This is a genomic window from Methanothermobacter sp. K4, from assembly GCF_022014235.1.
GTDB lineage: Archaea > Methanobacteriota > Methanobacteria > Methanobacteriales > Methanothermobacteraceae > Methanothermobacter.
On record NZ_JAKLTD010000003.1, the window covers coordinates 224,998 to 244,651 of the forward strand.

Genomic DNA, 19,654 nt, shown 5'->3' on the forward strand with positions numbered 1-19,654 from the left:
AGATAAGTTCAGGGAAGAATTCTTCTGGGAGATAGATGGTGAGCGCCACTACAGGATAGAATGCTACAATGAGTCTGGATTCACAGAATAGATTAAAAAGATAGGTTTCAGTTGATGGGTTCTTCACTGGCACTCAAATATAAAATTAGAATAGTTTGCCGAGTTTAAGGAGGGCCTTTGGAGAGACCTTTATGAGCTTCTTAACAAGTTCTGTGGTGCTCACCTTCTCAAACTCAACATCCTGGAATGCCTCTGCGATTGAATCGAGTTCACTGTCACTGAGTGTGAGCATGTAGTCCTTGACCCTGAGGTACTTATCTATCTCCTTCCCGATCTCCTCACGGCATATCCTCTCATACTCGCTGAGCCTCCTTTTGCTGACATCACCCTCACTTATCGCTGCAGCAGCTACCCTTCCTGCCAGCATACCGCCGGTCATACCGCTTATTATACCGCCACCTGTGAGGGGGTTCACCTGACCTGCAGCGTCCCCCACAACCATGAGGCTGTCGGCCACAAGCTCCTTTGGCATTCCACCAACAGGGTCCCCGCCGATGTTGAGTTCAACAGGCTGGGCGTTCCTTGTTGCCGGGCATGATTCAACGAATTCCAGGAGGTGCTCATAGGCGCTCTTATCAGTCTCTGTTGAGAGAACACCCAGACCCACGTTGGCGATGTCATCCCCCTTTGGGAATATCCAGGCGTATCCACCAGGGGCCACGCTTCCAAAGTAGAACTCGATGCAGTTATTATCCTCCATCTCCACTCCAACCATCTCGAACTGGGCCGCTGACTCCATGTCCTTGGGCCTTGTGGCTGTGTTGAGGCCGGCCCACCTGGCAACCCTTGACTCAGGGCCGTCGGCTGCAATGACTATCCTGGCCTTTATCTCAAACTCCCTTCCCATGCACTCTGCGCTGACAAGGTAGCCGTCAACGGTCTTCTCCATCCCGGTTGCAAGGGTCTTCACCATGATCTTTGACCCTGCCCTTGCGGCGTCCATTGCCATGTGCTTGTCAAAGACCTTCCTCTCAAGTATGTATCCTGCCTCTGGCAGCTCCACCTTATCTGAGGTCAGCCATACATCTGTGCCATTGGGGGAGACCAGACGCACACCATCAAGTTTCTTTGTGATCCAGCGGGGATTTGGCTCTATCCCCAGGGACTCGAGTCCACCAACTGAGACCCCCTCGGCGCACCTCTTGGGGGCCCCTATCTCTGATTTCTTGTCAATGAGGAGTACGCTTGCCCCGCCCATGGCGGCGTGTTTTGCTGCTGTTGAACCGGCCGGGCCGGCTCCAATCACAAGGACATCAACTTCAGTTACCATGTCAATCACCTCTCAAGGGCCCTCACAGGGCATACCTGTATGCATATGTTGCATTCCCTGCACTGGTCCTCTGAAAATTTCAGGGAATTCTCCCTGACCTCTATGAGGTTCCGTGGGCACACACCTGCACATTCCCCACAGAACATACACCATTCCTTCACCTTCATGGTTATCAACCTAAAATCAATTCTACAGATCATGAATCTTTAATCATGCGGGTGTTTATACTTTGGGGGAGAAGTATATATATAGTTCCCAATCCCGCTGACCTGGCCACAACATGGCTACTACAATAGTTTCTGATCTTTCAACAGCCCCCTATTTATATGTTGATGGTTTCTGGGATAAATTATAAATCATCTCCCTGACAACTATTAATAAGGGAGGTTGATTATGAAGAAAATTTTATTTCTGGTTCTTGTGGCCGCAACGGTCCTTGTATCTGGTTGTGTGAGTGAGGAGCCCCAGTATAAGAGCTTCTCTGACGGAAAACTGAACTTCACATATCCCGCATCATGGGAGACCCTTGACCCTGCAGGGGCTCAGGGGGCCTTCAAGAAGGAGGTGGGAATCTCCAAGGATGTCATAGTTTACCTTGGTAACAGCACCTCAGAGCTTGCAGTTGCAGAGGTAAGTGCAGGTGCAGGTTACTACCTGAAGGATCCTGAAACCGTCAGGAAGGAGATGGCCAGCAATGAGGGTGTTGTATCATCCAGCATAATAAAGGTCGCCGGGCGTAACGCAGCAATGGTGAAGGCCACAGATTCAACGAGCCAGACGGTCTTCGTGTACCTGAAACTCAACAGGACAAGCGGCTATGCATTCATGTACAGCGGACCAAAGAATGACGCAACATTTGATGCCATACTTGAGACTGTGAAGTTAGAGTGATCCCCTGTGGGATCCCTCCTTTTTTATTCCTTCTCACTGGTTATGTGATCTCCCCTTTATGAGCCTCCTCACCTCACCCATGAACTTTTCCTCACCGACACGTTTCATGGTTGATGCGAGCCTCTCCCTCTGCGGCTTACTGGCATACCTGGTGTAGACCCTGATAACAGCGTCTATGTATTCCAGTATCTCATCAACAGTGTTAACACGGGTCTTTATACCCTCAACCAGTTCTCTACCAGCCTTACCGCCTATGTAGAGTATGTAACCCTCTTCTCTAGCCCTCCTTGCAGTGTGTGGGCACTCCCTTATGCATTTACCGCAGCCCACGCAGAGGTCATGGTTGGTGTGGGAGGTCTCACCACGCACGCTGATGGCCTCCACCTTGCAGACCTCGAAGCACCTGCCGCAGCCGTTACAGGTTTCCTCAATGGTCTCAGGGAATTCAACACCTGCAACACCCACATCGTGGATCTGGGGCCTCATGCACCTGTTTGGACAGCCACTCACCGCTATCTTGAACTTGTATGGTGCTGGCATCTCCCTGAACCTCTCCTCTATGGCACTGCAGATGGCTGTGGTGTCTATGATCCCACTTCCACAGTTCTCCTTACCTGGACAGGCAAGTGTGGCCCTTACAAGGGGACCCTCTGATCCTGTGAGGAGCCCTGCGGAGTTGAGTTCAGCAACGGCGTCCTCAACGTCAAAGCCACTCACATCGTGGAGCTCATAGGATCCCCTGTTGGTGACCTTGATCCTTGCACCGTATTTCTCGGCGATCCTCACAAGTTCCTTCACCTCTGAGGGGCTGTACCATCCTGATGGCCGGGCCCTGACCCTTATGAAGTAGGTGCCATCGGCCCTCCTGGATACGCCAGGGTAATCGGAGGTCCAGTAGAAGGAGATGTATTCACCATTCTTTCTCCTTCTCTCAAGTTCCCTCTGGAATCTTTTGAGTTTCAGGTCCCTCATCTTCTTTATTTTCGTTTTATCTGCACTCTCCATGAGTTCAACCGCATCGGCTATTTCAGCGCCCCTCCTGGTTCTCACTATGATTGTTGAGTAACCTTCGGGGCTTCCAGCGGAGCCCACAGAGACGTCTGCAAGGCTTGCGTCAAAGTCCCTGCAGGATCTGCAGCCCTCTGAGATCCTGATGTCCCTGAGGTTAAGTGTTTCTGTTTTATCAGCAAGCTGAACCTCAAGCTTACCCCTCCTTATGATGAATTTTTCAACGTCCTCCATTCTGATACCATTTTCCCTCAGCAGCTTTCTGAGGTCGCCATATTCGAATTTCTCGGTGCAGAATAGGCCTATGAGGTAACGTATCTCGGGGAGTTTCACTGGTTTGCCCTTTCTTCCAAGTTCCAGGTCATGCTTTGCAAGGTAGGGGAAGTACTGGAGTTTTCTTAGACCGTTTATCTGGCAGGGAAGTCCAACAACTGCCACCCTCTCAAGTCCGAGTTCACCAGCGGTTCTGAGGGCATCAAGGGTTGATATGCTGTACTTTGATTTGCTTGTCTCCTCAAGGTCCTCTGCTGTCTGCACAAGGAGTGATACAGGTTTCCAGTGTTCATCGCCGACGACTATGGCACCGTCGATCTTGCTGTTTTTGAGGAGGTATCTGAGAAACGTTGTTACCACACCACCGTCCTGGCCCCTCACGGTTCCCCTTCCATGGTATACCTCCTCCTGGAAGTTCTCCCTTATGCTGATCTGATAACCGTCTGAGGAGACCCTGGGGCATACCTCGAAGCACATACCATGGCCGTTTCTGAGGCACTCTTCTCTGAGTTCAGGATGGCCATTGAATGATATGATGCTGTTGGGACATATGACTGCACAGGTACCGCACCTTGCACAGATTCCTGACTCCACGATCTTTCCAGGCTTCCATTTTTTCTCTGAGGGGTACATCTCTGCGATTTTCTCAGGTGACCCCATTCTCTCCAGGGCCTCAGCGATCACCTCCTCATTAACTTCGGTTTTTCTTGATGCGGCTATTGCCTCTGCACTGTCAAGTATGTGGCTTTTCAGTTCACAGGCAACCTCCTCCATTTCCTCTGATGGTAATCTCCTGGTCGCCCTTTCTATGAATTCATCAAGTTTATTCATTGATCTGCCTCCATAAACGTTTCAATTTCTTTTATCGCCTGGTTCACTGTCCTGAAAAATTCAAGCCATTTCTTCCTTACCTTCTTCCCGTAATCTGTGATCCTGTAATATTTTCTGGGTCTACCTCCACCTGTATTCCATTTGCTCTCAAGTATTCCCTCGGACTCAAGTCTTCTGAGCAGTGGATAGATGGTTCCTTCCTCAACTCTGAATCCTGATTTTTTAAGTTTTTTCACGATTTCATATCCGTAGAGTTCTCTTTCAAGGAGACAGACCACTGCGAGCTGTATGGCCCCACGTCTGATCTCCTTTTCGAACCTTTCACATATACCACCCATCTCATGACCCTCATTTTACACAGCTATGTGTTGTACACACTACTGTGTGGTAAATGGTATATAATCTTTGCGCACCCAATATTTCAAATCTGAATACACCGGTTATCATGATCTATGGACATTATCAGCGGATAAAATGACTCTTTTTGTCCATCAGCATGATGAATTCAGGTTCAATGATTTAATAACCATGATTCTGTGGCTTATTCAATAGATTTTTATGTTTATCCTCTTCAGATAAGTATGAGGTGTTGAAATGGATCTCCCCTCTAAAAATCTCAAAATGAAAAATACTGTACCCCATCTGATGGGCTTTTCTGTGATTCTGATATCATCATCAGCGCTTTTAATGGTGGGTGCACAGGGGTGGCCTTCCAGCATGGATCTTCCATTCCACATGGGACTCGTGCTGCTTGGTGCATCTGTAATTCTGACTGGACTATCCCGGAAAAAAACAGCACTTCTTCTATCCATCATCTTGATCACATTTCAGCTGTTACACTTCCCTGGTTTTCTGGGGATGAGTACAGCTACCTTACCTGTAAATCCGCTGATAGCAGCTTATTCCTGCAGTTTAATCCTCATAATCCGCAGATACTATCATGCAGGTCAGACACTTGCATACATCACAGGCATCATATCCTATGCCCTGGTGATGACCCACCTCACAGGTGTGGTAGAAACCGTCGAGGCCCTGAGGGTGAACCCCATCATTTCAGTGGAACTTCTCATGGCCGGTGTGGGGATACTTGGCCTTTACCCTGATAGGGGAGTTATTGAGCCTGTCTCCTCATGGATGATGGGGGGCTACACAGCACGGGTTCTCCTTGCAACCATCATCACAACAGTAACGGTAGCAGGGGTCCTTGTACTGAGGGGGAGGGAGCAGCTCCCATTCCCTGCGGAGGTGTTCCTCCTTTCAATGACAGTTGCACTTATCATAATCACCATAACCTTCACAGCCCACAGGCTCAATACACTCGACCATGAACGCCTCATGAATGAAAGAAGGATTAGAAGCACACGAAGATTCTTCAGGGATGTGATTGAGAATCTTGAGGAGGCCATAGCCGTTATAGATGCAGATGGCAATCCATTGCACATCAACAGGGCAATGCGAGAACTTGAAATTGATTACAGGTCCATTAATTATGGATTCAGAGATGTGAAAGCGCCATCACACATCAGAAGCCTTACAGTTAGGGGGAGACACTTCACAGGATGGTACATCCCCATTGATGAGGGGGCAATAATCTCCCTGACAGATATAACAGACCTCATGAGGGTTCAGGAGGAACTAGAGCGGAACATCATGGAGAAGGATGCGCTGCTCCGGGAACTCCATCACAGGGTGAAGAATAACCTCCAGATCATCCTGAGCCTCATAAACATGCAGATGAGATCTGCCGGTGAGGATGCAAGGGAGGCTCTCATACGGACATCAACCAGAGTCCAGACACTGGCAGCAATCCATGAATCAGTGTATGGGCTGGGGAGCATGGCAGAGGTGAGGATGCATGAGTGCATAATGAGGATAGTGGAACACCTCAGATCAGCATTTGATGCACTGGATGTTGAGTTTCACATAGACGCCCGCCATACCTTCAACGTTGAGACAGCCATGCCACTGGCCCTGATAATAAATGAGCTGGTGTCCAACTCCCTTCAGCACGCCTTCCCTGAGGGGAGGGGTACCGTGAAGGTTGAAATCAACAGAACGAACTCAGATTACTGTCTCAGGGTAGTGGATGATGGTGTGGGGTTTTCAGGTGAGAAAAGGATGGGCCTCGAGCTTGCACTGAACCTTGCCAGGCAGATAGAGGGGGACCTCAGGATACTCCTCAGGGAGGATGTAGGGGGTACAGATGTCACGGTACCCTTCAGGGAGCTTCACTACAGGAGGAGACTCTAAGGGTGTCCTGTAACATGGATTTCAATGGGCTTCCTGAGGATTATAAGTGCTCTCCAACATAATATAGGAGGGGATTTATATGCACGTCTATATTCTCTTTGCACATCCATCCAGGACGTCCTTCTCAAGGGAGGTTCTGGAGGCATTTACAGAGGGCCTCAGTGAAGCCGGACACACATATGAGGTCGGGGACCTCTACGGGATGAACTTCAGGTCAGAACTGAGTCAGGAGGAGTACCTCAGGGAGATCAGTCAGGATGAGGGGTCACCATTACCACTGGATGTTATAGAGGAGCATGAGAAGATCGGGAGGGCTGACGCCCTTGCATTCATCTATCCTCTCTGGTGGAGTGACTGCCCTGCGAAACTCAAGGGATGGTTTGATCGGGTCTGGACCTACGGGTACGCCTACTTCTATGAGGATGGAGAGCGGGGCACGAGGATTGACATTGAAAAGGCTGTGGTGCTCTGCTCTGCAGGCCACACAGAGGAACACCTTGAGAGGACAGGCATTGCAGAGAGCATGCGAAGCGTCATGTTAGGTGACAGGCTGCTCGGGGTGGGTGTTAAGGGTGTCACCATGGAGATCCTTGGGGGTATGGTGCCAGGGGATGACTCCTGCAGGGAGATAAATCTCAGGAGGGCCCGCAGGGCAGGGAGGAACCTCTGAGGAGAGTACTTCATTTTGATGGGGTAATCTGAGCATGATTACCCTATCTTTCAAACCAGGAATCACAGACCCTCCAGACACCTCTATGGATGGAGTTATAAGATCAGATGTAAATTATAGTAATACACATCTCATGCTATTCTGACATTAAATAATATTTAATTATTTATACTTCATACACAGATTTTAGGGTGTCACAGATTAGGGGTGATACCATGAACACAATGACCAGGATAAGCATGTCTCTTCCACGCAAACTTCTTGAGGAATTTGATGAGGTACTGAGGAACCGGGGATACCAGTCAAGATCAAAGGGTATAAGGGATGCAATAAAGGATTACATCGTCAGGTACCGGTGGATGAATGAGATGGAGGGTGAGAGGACAGGTATTGTCTCAGTGATCTACAACCACCACACAGGGGCAATGGAGGACATAGCTGACATACAGCACCACTACAGGGAGTACATAGACGCTGTCATGAGGGTTCACCTCACAGAAAAACATCGCCTTGAGGTCCTCGTGGTGAGAGGTGATGTTTCAGAGATACGTGAACTCACAGAGAGGATGATGGGCCTCCGGGGAGTTGAACACGTGAGACTCACCAGTGTCTCGGCTGAAGAGGAGGCTGAATATGAGAGATGAATGGTTAAGAGGCGGATAACTGTAGGGTTCTGAAGCTGATGCTGACCCGAACCAGTTATCCATTCATGGGCTGCATGCATGTTCTGTTAGGGGTTCAGAGCAGTGTTTCAGTGCCTTAGATATGTATATTCTGCTCCTCTAAGGTGTTCTATGTTTACTCCTCCGGACCTTTACTTCACGATAAGTTCACCCATTCAACAGATGTTATATATGTGTTTATGAAAATATGAATCAATAGATAATTAAAAATGACATGAAAAAGGAGAGTTACTGGATGTCACTTAGGGAATTTCAATCTTTTAGAAAAATTTGACAGCCTCACTGAATGAAAGCAGAAAGTTTTATGGGATCTCCATTTCCCTAAAAATAGAAGATGGGGGTGTTTATGAATGCCTGTTCCTGAGGAGCTAAGAACCATTTCAGCATGGTGCTGTGCCACTGGATTTCTGCTCCTCCTGTCCCTGGCAATATCCATCTTTCTCACCCTGCTCCTCACATGATGGAGAGGGGCACATCAGACCATCACTCTGTCTCCACCCCACATAAAGTCCCTGTGGGTGTTAAGAGGTTACCTCTGGCTGTTAAACCAAAGTAGGCTATATCCTCAGGGTAGTATCCATCCTCAAATGCCCACTCTGTTGTTTTAAAGTAGGCGGTTTCTCCAGGTCTCAGAGTCTTTACCGTGGATGAATTGGTGAATACTGGAGCCATTCCAAGGGCAATTACCTCTCCATCTGAGTTATAGCCCTTGACCCATACACAGTCCAGTAGGAGTGTGGCCCTGTACCTGTTCTGGACAACCCCCTCCACCACGTAGCCTTCGCTGGGATCAACAAGCACTGTGTGGTTGAGCACCTCTGCCTGGACATCCCCCATGTGAAGGTCGTAGAAATAGGATGACCCATCGCTGTAACCGATGATGAACATCAGGAACCCCCATATTATGACGAGGGATACCACTATACCTGCCTTTGTGAAGGTCCCCCTCCTCCTCCACCAGCGTATGAAAAAGTTTCCATTATTTTCTTCACGAAAATCCTCAGCCATTCAGATCACCTTTCTAGGCCCATGCATAACCTGAACACTCAGTTTTAATCCCAATGAGGATATCATCGGGGCTGTAACCCTCCAGGATAGGGCAATCTCCCCTGAACTTCACCTTCTCCCCTGGCCTGATTTCCCCTGAACAGGTTATGAATAGAGGGGCGTACAGAACCATTTCACCACTGGAGTTAAAGCCCTTCGCTTCCAGGCTAGGGTTGAGCAATATGGGTTTATCATAGTTGTTCTGGATTTCCCCCTGGATCTCATATAATCCGCCTTCGCCCTTCTGGATTGTGTAGTTCACAATGCTCACCTGGAAGGAGTCCTTTTCGTATTCTATGGCTCCAGCAAGACCCTTATCGTAACCATAGGAATAGGTGGTGGCGGACCAGATGATTACCCCAAGGACAATGATGGCCGCCCTTGTGAGTGGTCCCCTGCGGTTCCACCAGCCAGCAAACTTTCCATTTTTCTTATCGCTACTATCAGAATCTATCGACATTTAACCACCTTATAACTAAAGACTATATTTTAAATATAGACAATTAAGTATATAATTTAGCAGTACATACATTTACATAAAAATCATTTTAACCAAAACCTTTGTTCTCTGACTTATGTGATGTATATGCACTCTTTGAGATGGAATGATATTAATTGATAAATAAGTTGGAAATGGTTAGATTTCAAATCTTATTTCTGCGAAGAGTTCCTCAAGGATTTCTGCTTCTTCGTCGGGTATTTCTGGAGTTCCCTTTATTGTAACAGGTATTTCATTTAGTTCTTTCTGTCTTGTTATATCGTTTTTGAGTGTCTGGACCACCGCACTGATTGCCCATCCGTAGTCTATGTTTTCTGATTGTATTATCCATAGGGCATCTATGTCCGCATTTTTAGCTTTTTTGTTTTCCTGATCCCATAGATCGACGAATAACCTTTTTCCATCTCTTTGCGGATATTTCTGATCTCCTATGAATCCTATGACTTCTTCTACTCCGCTCTGCAAGAATTTGGAGTGTCCACAAACTCTGCACTCTACGAATTTCCCTTCAGACAGATAGATTTTATATGGCCTGAAAAAGTCGTTTTCACATATAAGTGTTTCATAGTTTTTTATAAGGTCTTTTTGTGCGTTTTTAATTTTTTTCAGGGCTCTTGCAGCTGATTCTCTAACATTTTCGTCGGGATCATCCTTTGCATCTATAAGTGCCCTTACTGCTATTGTATCTTCTGTTTCCCCAAGGTAACTTGCCGCCATTGATCTATAATATGCTTCTTCTGAATCATGGAGTATCTCTATAAGTCTATTCACTGCTTCAATGTAACTTTCCCTGTTTTCAGAATCAAGAGCAACTATTAAATCTTCTGGTAAACATTGGACGTGCGGTGGATGTGCATTGTATTGCACTGATTCGTTTATTGTTTGGACAGAATTTTTTTCATTATTGTAGCCAAAATAATCTTTGTTTGCAGATCCTGGGTTTGAACTGGTCTTTTTGGGTACATATTTTGTCTTTGAACTGGTCTCGCGGGGTCTAAAAATTATGTACAGTGAAACCACAATCACTATCAGTATCACATAACCTTCTAAACCTATTGCTGATATAATTAAATAGGAGCCAATAAGGAATATTGTTAGAAGTACACATCCTCCGCATCCATCATTATCAGTATCAGACATTTATATCCTCTCCTAACATAAACCAGTTTTAATCAGTTCTCTATTAATGTTTCCATTATATAATTAAATTCTCTGATACAAAGTTATATTAAAGGTCATTATAACATATACGTCAAGTGGAGGTAATTAATGGTCATGGTTGGCGGTGAATTAAATGAGTGGACTCAAGTTTTCAGATATCCAGTTTGAAAGGGAGCTGGAGGCCAGGCAGCTCGCCATATCCAGCATAATATTTTCAAGGGGCCGTATTGATGGTTTAAAGGGTAAGGTGCTGGAAGTAATGGATCAGATCCCTTCTGATTCATGGGAGAGTTTTCCGCAACTTAAAGAAATAAATTCATGGGCCAGAAAACCATTGAATGTCTATTTTGACGATTCAATGGATAGCATTGAACTTCGAAGGATTGCTGATTCTCTGAAGGCTGCAGAGGATGTTGGAGAAAAAAACCTGAAGACGGTTATAGAAATAAAATCTAAAGTCCTAAAGGAAAAAAAACTCATATCTCAATTTGAGAAACTGGAAGCTGAATTTAAAGGGACAGAGGAACTCATTTTTAAATGGAAGCCATCAGATTCCCGGAGATTAGCCAATGCGATAAGGATGCTTTCAGATGAAATAAAGAAGGGGAACCTTGAAGAGGCCAGATACAGAATTAGAATTCTGCAGGAAAGGTTGAAGGATCTCAATGAAGAGGCAAGAAAACTTGAGTCACAGGATTCAATGCGAAAAAAGGTCCTATCCTCAATAAAGAGGGTGGCTGATAAAATGGGGTGGAAAGAGGTGGCAGAACCCCATCTACAGGACGAAAATGACCCTTCAAGCCCGATTATCTATGAGCTAAAATCATATTCCGCGGGAAAAATGCGGTTCTCACTTACACTTGAGAGAATAGAAGTCAAATCTCCATTTTCAGATGAAGATGGGGCATGCTATGAACAGTTCGACAGATTCTCAGAAAAACTTAATGAATATGGCATCATGACCAAATTTAAGGGAGAAGAAAAAAGGCCACAGAAAAAACCCATCCTCAAAGAAAAAAGGGCAAAACTTCTTCCCAGAACCCATCGAAGAAGCATTTAATACAGGAGATGTTTTTTGATGGCGGTATGGCAGGAAAATCTCAAAAGATTACTGAACCAGAAGGAGGTACTCATCCTTCACGGTAATATAAGGGATACGGCTTACATAAAAGATGATGGAAGCCTGATAAGGGGTCTGACGGATCTAATAAACAGTATCGGGGCGGAACTGGGTTATGACAGAACAGTCAGCTGGGGAACCTTTTTTGACCATGAGGAAAGGGGCCACTCACCAATATGGTCCCTTGAGAAAATAACACCGCTAAAGGGAGGTCAACCTGATATACGTGAAACCGAAAGCCAGGACAGGGTCAGTGACGTCCTCCACAGGTGGCTGGAAGATGAAGTGAAATCCATTGACGAAAGAACAATATTCGTCATAAACTATATGGATAAAATTACAGGTTACTGCCCTGATGGGATGTATTCTCAGGATACAGCAGAGCTTGTAACGATTATACAGAAAATAATAGAGAATATTTCTGAAAATAACCGCCTGATAATGGTATCACTCAGAGACACAATGGTCCCTGTTGAATATTACACCAACTCCCCCAGAGTGGCAGTAATGGAGATACCGCTTCCTGATAAAACAGAAAGGCACCTTTACTACTCCACATCACTCTCCTTAAACAATGTTCAGTCAGACCAGATCGATCTTCTCTCTAACATAACAGAGGGCCTCTACATGAAGGACCTCGAAAACATCCTAAGTGATGTTTTGGCAGAAATAGATGAAAATGGGGAATTATCATCCTCAACGCTTAAGAAGATAGTAAACAGGTACCGTATAGGGACGGAAGAAGATCCATGGAGCAGAATACCTCTCATTGGACCACCCAAAGGGCTCATAGATTCGGCTGAAAACTGGTTTCTAGAAAGGGTTATCGGACAGGACCATGCTGTAAGAGAAATAGTGAATGCCATAAAGAAAGCCCGTGCAGGCGTTGTGGGGCTCGCATCAGGAGGACAATCAAAACCAAAAGCAACATTTTTCTTTGCAGGTCCCACAGGGGTTGGAAAAACATTTCTGGCAAAAAAACTTGCAGAGTATCTTTTTGATACCGAAGAAGCGTTCCTCCGATTTGACATGAGTGAATTCAAAGAGGAACATACAGTATCAAAGCTCATAGGTTCCCCTCCAGGTTATATTGGCTATGATGAGGGCGGACAGCTCACAAAAGCCATAAAAAACAGGCCATTCTCTGTGATACTTTTTGATGAGATTGAAAAGGCACACCCAAAGATTCTGGATATATTCCTTCAGATCCTTGATGATGGTCGTCTGACAGATAGCAGGGGACAGACAGTCTTCTTTACAGAGAGTGTGATAATATTCACTTCCAATATAGGTACAAGGACCGTTGACAGCAGGGGGAATCCAGTATCCGAACAGAATGAACTTGATGATATACTAAATGACAGAAGCCTTTCTGAGTCCGAAAGGGATAAGAGAGTAAGGGAACATTTTACCAGGGCGGTAAGAGAATTTTTTACACATGAAATATCAAGAAGAGAGCTTCTAAACAGGATAGGTTCACATATAATTGCATTCAATTATCTGGATAAGGCGAATTTTCAGAGGAGTATCATTCAGAGCAAACTTGAAGATCTTTCAGATAACTTCCGCGACAAGTTTTCCAATAAGGGTTACAGGCTTAATTTCCAGGAAGAGGTGGTTGATTATTTCCTTAAAAAACATGGGGACTCAATATCAGAATTTGGTGGTAGAGGACTTGTCAATGCACTTGAAGATGAAGTAGGGCATATACTGGCGGACCAATTACTCTTTGCTGAAGATCAGGGGCTCCGGGATATAGAATTCAGCGTATATGTTAATGATGGGGCAATTGAATGTCGGAGATCATGAACTTTTACTGTGAGGTAAGCTTTGCAGTTCCAGTTGTACTTGTAGTTGAGCCATCAGAGGATAACTGGAAGGATATCCTCCGGGTTTCAACAGAGATTATTGATATACTTCCGGGAAGGGTTAGGAGATTATACTTCCTTGGCAGGAATGAAAGGTACCCGGTTAGAACACAGGGAGATATAAAAAGAGGTGGTCCCGGCTGGATCAAGGAAAATGCTGGAAGGCCCCTATTGATAAATCCGGTTCTGGAGGACCTGGGCGGTGAAGATTTTAATGGTGTTATCTTTTTGCTTTCATCAAAGCTTCCAATTGACCTGGATGACTGGGAGGATACCGGTATTATTGAAAGGATTATTTTTATTGACATGGGGAATGGTGAAATTTATGGCAAATACAATGTGGTTAATCTTTCAGATGTAAGTGTCCAAATACCTTCTCTGGTAAAAAACGATCCCTTAGAAGTTTTTGTTTCTGGAGATGGATTTGCACCTGTTTATTACAGTATAGAATCATGTGAATCATCAAGTGTACTATTTGAGGAGGGTAAATTTGTTATTAAAATCGAACCATCCTCTGAAAATCTCAAAATCCATCTTGCAGCTATCTGCACTGATAAATCATATCCTGAACTCAATATAAAGCGTCAGAAGAGTTTTAAAATAGAAAAAATAGCTTTTAAACCTGAAAATCCCTGGTTCAAAGTGAATAAATGGAATAAAATCCCTGACAACTTAAGGAGTATAATAAGATCATGTATCAGTTCAGAGCATTTCATATGCCCTCAATGCAAGAAAAAACATGAATCAAATACTCTTACCTGCCCTGAAGGAGGTCCGATTCTAAGGGGGCTTCCTGTAGGGGGGTGCCTGATCTTCAGGGAAGATGAATATCTTTTCCTAAGGGAATCCTCCTCATATCCTCTTGGAAATTCCAGGCTGCTGACAGGGGATGGTAAAATTTACAGATTAAATGATGAAGGTTCATGGGAATACCTGAAGGATTTAGAGCCTTATGAGAGGGTTGATGATGGTCTATGGGGATTATTCTATAGAATTTGACAGGACAGGTTTTCCATTAATTCAATTTGAGGGATGGAAACACTTCATCGGTTTATTCCCTGTCAGTAAATATCAATTCGAACGTTTTCTGGCGGAAGAGGGAGGTTCGAGGTATACTGATGAGTGGTACCGTGATATTCTTAAATTAAACCCCAGAAGGAGCTGGAGAATGGCCTATGGTAAAATATGGAAGCTTTTCATGACGGGACTGGATCTGGATGTTATTGATGACTTTCTCAATTATCTTGGCTTTAATTACAGATTACCCACTCTTGATGAGTGGAAGGCTCTTTTTGAAGTTTCAGATGTTATAGAAGAATCGTCTTCTCATCTCAAAAAGCTATGCTCTGACAGGTCCCCAGAGCCAGTTCTTTCCTGGATTGAACGAGGTCTCTGCCCTCTTGTGAATGAAGGGATTTTTGAAAGGATTCATGAAAATGATGTATCCTTTGTTGGCAAACCCTTCCATGGGCTTCTCCCGAATACCTGGGATCCAAAAGAACCTAAAAAGGTTAACATTGAGAAGGGAATAGGAATGATTGGCTTCAGGGTTGTAAGGGAATGAGGTTGATAGTATTGTCACCGAGGATTTTAACGTTTAGGATGGTGGGAGGATGGGAAAGTTAAGGGTTGGCAGGTGCCTGATTTCCACCAATGTCAATGGTCCAGGAAGAAGATTTGTTATATGGTTTCAGGGTTGCCCATTTCGTTGCAGGGGTTGCTTCAACCCGGAATTCCAGGAAGAAGGTGGGGGAGTTTTATTAGAAACTGATACTTTGATTGAAACCATCTCCAGTATTAAGGATAACATAGAGGGTGTTACATTCACTGGTGGCGAGCCGATGGCTCAGGCTGAGGAGCTGGTAAATCTCGCTTCTGCCGTTAAGTCCATGGGTCTTACACTGGTATGTTTTACTGGATATGAGATTGAAGAGATTCTTGAAGGCAAAATAGAGGGGAAAGAACTTCTTGAGTTTATAGATATACTCATAGATGGCCGTTACATTGAAGAAGAAAGTGCGCCCCTTCTCTGGCGTGGCAGCAAAAATCAGAGAGTCCATTTTCTAACAGATCGCTATGCCCATCTTGAGGGCACGGTTAATGAATGCTCTTCAAGGGAGGTGGAACTTAAAATATGTGATGATGGTGTTTACATTACGGGAATGTTTGACTGGGATTTCTGGGAGGAATTCAAAAGGGAGGTTAATTAAATGAATGTAATATGTCCTTACTGTTTGAATGAAGTCAGTCCCCAGATTAAAAAAGGGGTAGGTTACTGCTGCACTGTTAAAGGTTGTGGTGAGGGTCTTCCAAAGGATTATATTGACCCCCGTAATTTAAAGGTTAGGATAGGGCTTATAGGATTCACGGGACATGGAAAGACGGTCTATCTTACAAGCCTATTTTATACTCTGAGGGTTCTCTCAAACAAGAATATATGGAAAAATTTTTCCTGGCGCACATGTGATGATTATACCCACAAAATAAAATATTCAGATGTCAGGAATTTTGAAAAGTCAAAGCTTCCAAAGAGCACCCCTGAAAATTTTCCAAGACCAGCCCTTCTACATTTACAGAATGTGCCCGCTGTTGGAGATACTTTTCTAAGCTTTTATGACACTGCAGGAAGGGTTTATGAAAGCACTGATAAAATAACAGATATGGGAAGATTTGTTGCCCACGCAGATAATGTTTTTTTCATAATAAGTTTAAATGAGAGCGGGTTTGGTAAAGATGGGTATGACGCCGGGTTTGAGATGGAGCGCCTTCTTGATACATACATACGGGGCGTATATGAGAAACTGGATGCGGACCTCTCTAAACAGGAGATGGTCGTACTACTAACCAAGGCAGATGAGCTCAACACCCTGCCTGAGGACCTTGAAATTTTTTTAAACAAGGGATCATGTAACTGGTGGATAACTAAGGGGGCAGCTGATCTGAAAAGAAGGTTTGAAGAGCTTGATGATTACTCTAAAAGGATAAAAAAATGGCTTATAAGTGAGGATTGCGGAGGATTTGTTAATCTTGCTGAAAATAATTTTAAAAGTGTTAATTATACTCTTATATCATCAACAGGTGCCAAACCTGTTGGCGATACCCTGATAACTAATCTTGAATATGATCATCCAAAGAGGGTGATAGATCCCCTTGTATTTGCAATGAGGAACAAGTCTTCTAACTTCAACCCTCCTAAATCCGGAATAGAAAGGTTCATTTCCAGGGTTAGGTAGTAGGTGATGGTTTTATGCAGCATAATGTGTACCAACTCGTGTATACTAAGGTGCCGCCCGGGGAGTCCCCCTGGAACATAATGGACTTTCACACTGTTTTCTATCCAGTAGACGTTATTTCAGGGGGAGATGTTAATGATATAGAAAAAATGATACATAAACCCCAGGTGGATGGTTTTAAAGAGAAATTCACGGTTTTTTTTAAGGAAATAAGTGGTAAAAACTATCTCGCTGTCCTCTACATTATTGATCTCCCTGATGATAGAGACGTTTTTGGGAGGGGGGGATTGTTTTTATGTCATGGCTTCTTATTTCCCCCTGAATTGTGGATGGAGGCTCAAACACCCCTTGCACTTTTTGACCTTGTGGAGAATTATGTTTTCACAGGCCTGGAAGTTTTACTTGATTCAGAAATGGTTGATAAAAGTAAAGGCAGCATCAGGCCAATATGCATTGGAAATTATTCCCAATCAAAGATGAATTGGCCCCCATTATCAGACAGATTTAAATTAAAAATGGTATTTTACCTGTTTAAGGCGGCCAGAGGGTATCATGAACTTCCAAACCTGATTTTATATGGATGTTCCGATGATGTGTCAGGGTTACTGGATGAGCTGTTCTTCTATATTCCCGATGAACTCAAAGTTAACCTTGGATGGGATTCAGCCTTTGATGGGGGAACCCTTTATAATTACCCCCTTAAAATAGTTGGATTTTATGAGGAAAGACCCTATGGTGGAGAACAGATTCTGGTTGACCTGAGTACCGGGAAGATAGATTATCCATCTGCATTAAACCACCTTTTCCATCCGGAATCTGCCTATGAGAAATGGCTTGAAAGCTGCAATGAACCACTCTCAAAGGAGGATATAGAAGCGGCCTACAGATTATCACTTCTACTTGAAGGGGAAGAGAAGGTGCCCATTGGGGATTTCATGCCCATCCTGCGGAGTTTTGCTAAGGTTAATATAGGTCTGGTGGAGAGTTTGTTCAATGAAAAATTTCTTGATACGTTTGGTTTGGAGGTCCGTGGAGTTTCCCCGGAAGTTATGTTGGAATTTATTATTGAGGGTGTTTCCTCCAGTTCTATAGTGAAGACCGTTGAGTCACTGGTTATTGACAATTCCCTGACAGGTGAAGATGTATATTTGCCTCCAGAAATCATCTCCAGAAGCAAGATTCTTGATATCATCCAGAGAATCTGGCGTGTTCAGGATGTTTCCGATGAGTTTGAGGCACTGGAACCTGAGGAACAGTGCGATATCATTATATACCTGATTAAAACCGGTATTATTCTAAATTATGATATGTGGGAGGATTTTGAAGGCAATGATTTATTGAGGGAGTGGATTGATTTAATTGAACTTTCTGGTAAAACCGACCATGATTCACTTGAAGTTAATTCGGAGGATTACACTGTCAATGGAGAGGTAACTGAAAATGATGGTGTTAAATTTATCTATTCAAGTGAAAAATCTGATGGACCTTTTGAAAAAATCAGGGGTCTTCTAGAAACATTTTTAGGCTTATTCCGTTGACAGGTTGAACATGCACTAATTTTTTTAGATGTCGCCGGGAAATGTTTTGAAGTTTGTTTTATGAGTAAACAGGATCTGCTGGTTTAATTTTTGTCAGTAATCATAGAGGGCCGGAAGAGCAGCGGGATCTGCGTAATAGTTCTCTATTACGAAGTTAATCTTCTGGCTGGCCAGCACCTTATATATGAGGTGATTCAGAATTATCAATGGAACCATGATGGATATTGAAAACCAGAAAATGGAAAAACTTGTGGAGATTCTAGGGAAAAGGGATGAGGTAAGCATTGCATACCTCTTTGGCTCCACTGCAAGGGGGGATAAGGGAACCCTCGGAGATTTTGATATCGGTGTCCTCCTGAAGGAAACCCTGAAGGGATACGATGAACTCAGTTTTCAGCTGGAACTCATAGATGAACTTGTATCCGCACTCCGAACAGACAGGGTGGACCTTGTTATAATGAATCGGGCGCCACTCTCCCTGAATTACAATATAATCAGGGATGGAATAGTCCTGAAGGACAGTGAGGAGGAGAGGGTGAGGTTCGAGGGACGTGTCATGTCAGAGTACCTTGATAGAAGGTACCATAACGACAGACACACCAGACTGGCGCTCAGGATGATGGCACGTGAGGGTTTGAAGTGAAGGATGAGGTACTATCAAAACTCGAGAAACTCCAGGAGTACCTTAGGATACTCAGGGGTTACAGATCGCATTCACTTGAGGACCTTAAAAAGGACGTCACCCTGAGGGGGGCAGTTGAAAGGTACCTTGAGGTTTCCATAGAGTGCTGTCTGGATATTGGTGAGATGATCATATCATGGGAGAGGGCAAGGAAACCTGAAACATACAGGGAAGTCATAGAGATACTTGGAGAAATAGGGGTTCTGCCCGGGGATTTTGCAGATAAATTCGCACCTGCAGCAGGTTTCAGGAATATACTGGTGCATATGTACGCTGAAATAGATGTTGAGAGGGTTTACCTCTACCTTCAGCGGGACCTGGAGGACCTGGAGATGTTCGCTGTATTTGTTGCCAGGTATCTGGAGGGAATGAGGGATTAACCATACCCTTCCATTTTTTCCTCTATTTATCTGGAGGATCGGTTAGCATACCCTTTCTTCAAAATTAAAATTATTTAACCATATTATGTTATGGATTTCTATCATTTAAAACTTTTGCCACGTCTTTTTTGAAAAACATTTAACCATATTAAACCAGATTATATACATGCACATTTAATGTGCAGATATC

General features: G+C 44.4%; 22 protein-coding genes. 13 read left to right on the forward strand and 9 right to left on the reverse strand.

What is annotated here, in order from left to right:
- Positions 1 to 145: 145 nt before the first annotated feature.
- Positions 146 to 1,330 (reverse strand): NAD(P)/FAD-dependent oxidoreductase, encoded by a 1,185-nt coding sequence (locus L5462_RS08065; RefSeq protein ID WP_237780255.1) that lies wholly within the window; start codon positions 1,328 to 1,330, stop codon positions 146 to 148.
- A 5-nt stretch (positions 1,331 to 1,335) separates the two neighbouring features.
- Positions 1,336 to 1,497 carry a 4Fe-4S binding protein gene (locus L5462_RS08070; protein WP_013295546.1) on the reverse strand — a complete coding sequence of 54 codons (162 nt, stop codon included), beginning with the start codon at positions 1,495 to 1,497 and terminating at the stop codon, positions 1,336 to 1,338.
- Positions 1,498 to 1,723: 226 nt separating this feature from the next.
- On the opposite strand from L5462_RS08070, the gene L5462_RS08075 reads away from it, so the two are divergent.
- Positions 1,724 to 2,221 carry a hypothetical protein gene (locus L5462_RS08075; RefSeq protein WP_237780256.1) on the forward strand — a complete coding sequence of 166 codons (498 nt, stop codon included), beginning with the start codon at positions 1,724 to 1,726 and terminating at the stop codon, positions 2,219 to 2,221.
- A gap of 33 nt (positions 2,222 to 2,254) precedes the next feature.
- Here L5462_RS08075 and L5462_RS08080 read toward each other — a convergent pair whose 3' ends face one another.
- The 3 genes from L5462_RS08080 to L5462_RS08090 form a co-directional block, all read right to left on the reverse strand.
- The gene (locus L5462_RS08080; protein WP_305067734.1) at positions 2,255 to 4,333 is read right to left on the reverse strand and encodes a Coenzyme F420 hydrogenase/dehydrogenase, beta subunit C-terminal domain; all 2,079 of its coding nucleotides are present in this window, start codon (positions 4,331 to 4,333) and stop codon (positions 2,255 to 2,257) included.
- Complete coding sequence (locus L5462_RS08085) at positions 4,330 to 4,671, reverse strand: PadR family transcriptional regulator (RefSeq protein WP_237780257.1); 342 nt, start codon at positions 4,669 to 4,671, stop codon at positions 4,330 to 4,332. Before L5462_RS08085 ends, L5462_RS08080 begins: the two co-directional genes overlap by 4 nt.
- A 207-nt stretch (positions 4,672 to 4,878) precedes the next feature.
- Positions 4,879 to 5,145, reverse strand: coding sequence for a hypothetical protein (locus L5462_RS08090; RefSeq protein WP_237780258.1), 267 nt, complete (start codon positions 5,143 to 5,145; stop codon positions 4,879 to 4,881).
- A 46-nt stretch (positions 5,146 to 5,191) separates the two neighbouring features.
- Between L5462_RS08090 and L5462_RS08095 the strand changes: the two genes are divergently transcribed.
- The 3 genes from L5462_RS08095 (at position 5,192) to nikR (ending at position 7,897) form a co-directional block, all read left to right on the forward strand.
- Positions 5,192 to 6,583 carry a sensor histidine kinase gene (locus L5462_RS08095; RefSeq protein ID WP_237780259.1) on the forward strand — a complete coding sequence of 464 codons (1,392 nt, stop codon included), beginning with the start codon at positions 5,192 to 5,194 and terminating at the stop codon, positions 6,581 to 6,583.
- A 79-nt stretch (positions 6,584 to 6,662) separates the two neighbouring features.
- A complete protein-coding gene (locus L5462_RS08100) occupies positions 6,663 to 7,253 on the forward strand; it encodes an NAD(P)H-dependent oxidoreductase (protein WP_237780260.1) in 591 nt (196 codons plus the stop codon).
- Positions 7,254 to 7,477: 224 nt separating this feature from the next.
- Entirely contained in the window at positions 7,478 to 7,897 is a 420-nt protein-coding gene (gene nikR, locus L5462_RS08105; RefSeq protein WP_237780334.1) for a nickel-responsive transcriptional regulator NikR, read from the forward strand.
- A gap of 277 nt (positions 7,898 to 8,174) precedes the next feature.
- Here the strand turns inward: nikR and L5462_RS08110 are convergent, their stop codons facing one another.
- The 4 genes from L5462_RS08110 to L5462_RS08125 all read right to left on the reverse strand — a co-directional run bounded on the left by L5462_RS08110 (position 8,175) and on the right by L5462_RS08125 (position 10,622).
- Positions 8,175 to 8,372, reverse strand: coding sequence for a hypothetical protein (locus tag L5462_RS08110; RefSeq protein ID WP_237780261.1), 198 nt, complete (start codon positions 8,370 to 8,372; stop codon positions 8,175 to 8,177).
- A 47-nt stretch (positions 8,373 to 8,419) separates the two neighbouring features.
- On the reverse strand, positions 8,420 to 8,944 hold the full coding sequence (locus tag L5462_RS08115; protein WP_237780262.1) for a hypothetical protein: 525 nt from the start codon (positions 8,942 to 8,944) through the stop codon (positions 8,420 to 8,422).
- Positions 8,945 to 8,957: 13 nt separating this feature from the next.
- Complete coding sequence (locus L5462_RS08120; protein ID WP_237780263.1) at positions 8,958 to 9,443, reverse strand: hypothetical protein; 486 nt, start codon at positions 9,441 to 9,443, stop codon at positions 8,958 to 8,960.
- Positions 9,444 to 9,620: 177 nt separating this feature from the next.
- Positions 9,621 to 10,622, reverse strand: a complete 1,002-nt coding sequence (locus L5462_RS08125) for a HEAT repeat domain-containing protein (RefSeq protein WP_237780264.1) — start codon at positions 10,620 to 10,622, stop codon at positions 9,621 to 9,623.
- 154 nt (positions 10,623 to 10,776) lie between these two features.
- On the opposite strand from L5462_RS08125, the gene L5462_RS08130 reads away from it, so the two are divergent.
- The 9 genes from L5462_RS08130 to L5462_RS08170 all read left to right on the forward strand — a co-directional run bounded on the left by L5462_RS08130 (position 10,777) and on the right by L5462_RS08170 (position 19,464).
- Positions 10,777 to 11,703: a hypothetical protein gene (locus L5462_RS08130; protein WP_237780265.1), complete on the forward strand. Its 927-nt coding sequence runs from the start codon at positions 10,777 to 10,779 to the stop codon at positions 11,701 to 11,703.
- An 18-nt stretch (positions 11,704 to 11,721) separates the two neighbouring features.
- Positions 11,722 to 13,572, forward strand: coding sequence for an AAA family ATPase (locus tag L5462_RS08135; RefSeq protein ID WP_237780266.1), 1,851 nt, complete (start codon positions 11,722 to 11,724; stop codon positions 13,570 to 13,572).
- Positions 13,557 to 14,630, forward strand: a complete 1,074-nt coding sequence (locus tag L5462_RS08140; RefSeq protein WP_237780267.1) for a hypothetical protein — start codon at positions 13,557 to 13,559, stop codon at positions 14,628 to 14,630. Before L5462_RS08135 ends, L5462_RS08140 begins: the two co-directional genes overlap by 16 nt.
- Complete coding sequence (locus L5462_RS08145; RefSeq protein WP_237780268.1) at positions 14,596 to 15,195, forward strand: formylglycine-generating enzyme family protein; 600 nt, start codon at positions 14,596 to 14,598, stop codon at positions 15,193 to 15,195. The genes L5462_RS08140 and L5462_RS08145 overlap by 35 nt, the downstream gene beginning before the upstream one ends.
- Before the next feature lie 49 nt (positions 15,196 to 15,244).
- Complete coding sequence (locus L5462_RS08150; RefSeq protein ID WP_237780269.1) at positions 15,245 to 15,841, forward strand: 4Fe-4S single cluster domain-containing protein; 597 nt, start codon at positions 15,245 to 15,247, stop codon at positions 15,839 to 15,841.
- Complete coding sequence (locus tag L5462_RS08155) at positions 15,842 to 16,864, forward strand: hypothetical protein (protein WP_237780270.1); 1,023 nt, start codon at positions 15,842 to 15,844, stop codon at positions 16,862 to 16,864.
- A gap of 14 nt (positions 16,865 to 16,878) precedes the next feature.
- Positions 16,879 to 18,402 carry a hypothetical protein gene (locus tag L5462_RS08160; protein ID WP_237780271.1) on the forward strand — a complete coding sequence of 508 codons (1,524 nt, stop codon included), beginning with the start codon at positions 16,879 to 16,881 and terminating at the stop codon, positions 18,400 to 18,402.
- A gap of 214 nt (positions 18,403 to 18,616) precedes the next feature.
- On the forward strand, positions 18,617 to 19,045 hold the full coding sequence (locus L5462_RS08165; protein ID WP_237780272.1) for a nucleotidyltransferase domain-containing protein: 429 nt from the start codon (positions 18,617 to 18,619) through the stop codon (positions 19,043 to 19,045).
- On the forward strand, positions 19,042 to 19,464 hold the full coding sequence (locus tag L5462_RS08170) for a DUF86 domain-containing protein (RefSeq protein ID WP_237780273.1): 423 nt from the start codon (positions 19,042 to 19,044) through the stop codon (positions 19,462 to 19,464). Before L5462_RS08165 ends, L5462_RS08170 begins: the two co-directional genes overlap by 4 nt.
- The last annotated feature ends 190 nt before the right edge of the window (positions 19,465 to 19,654 follow it).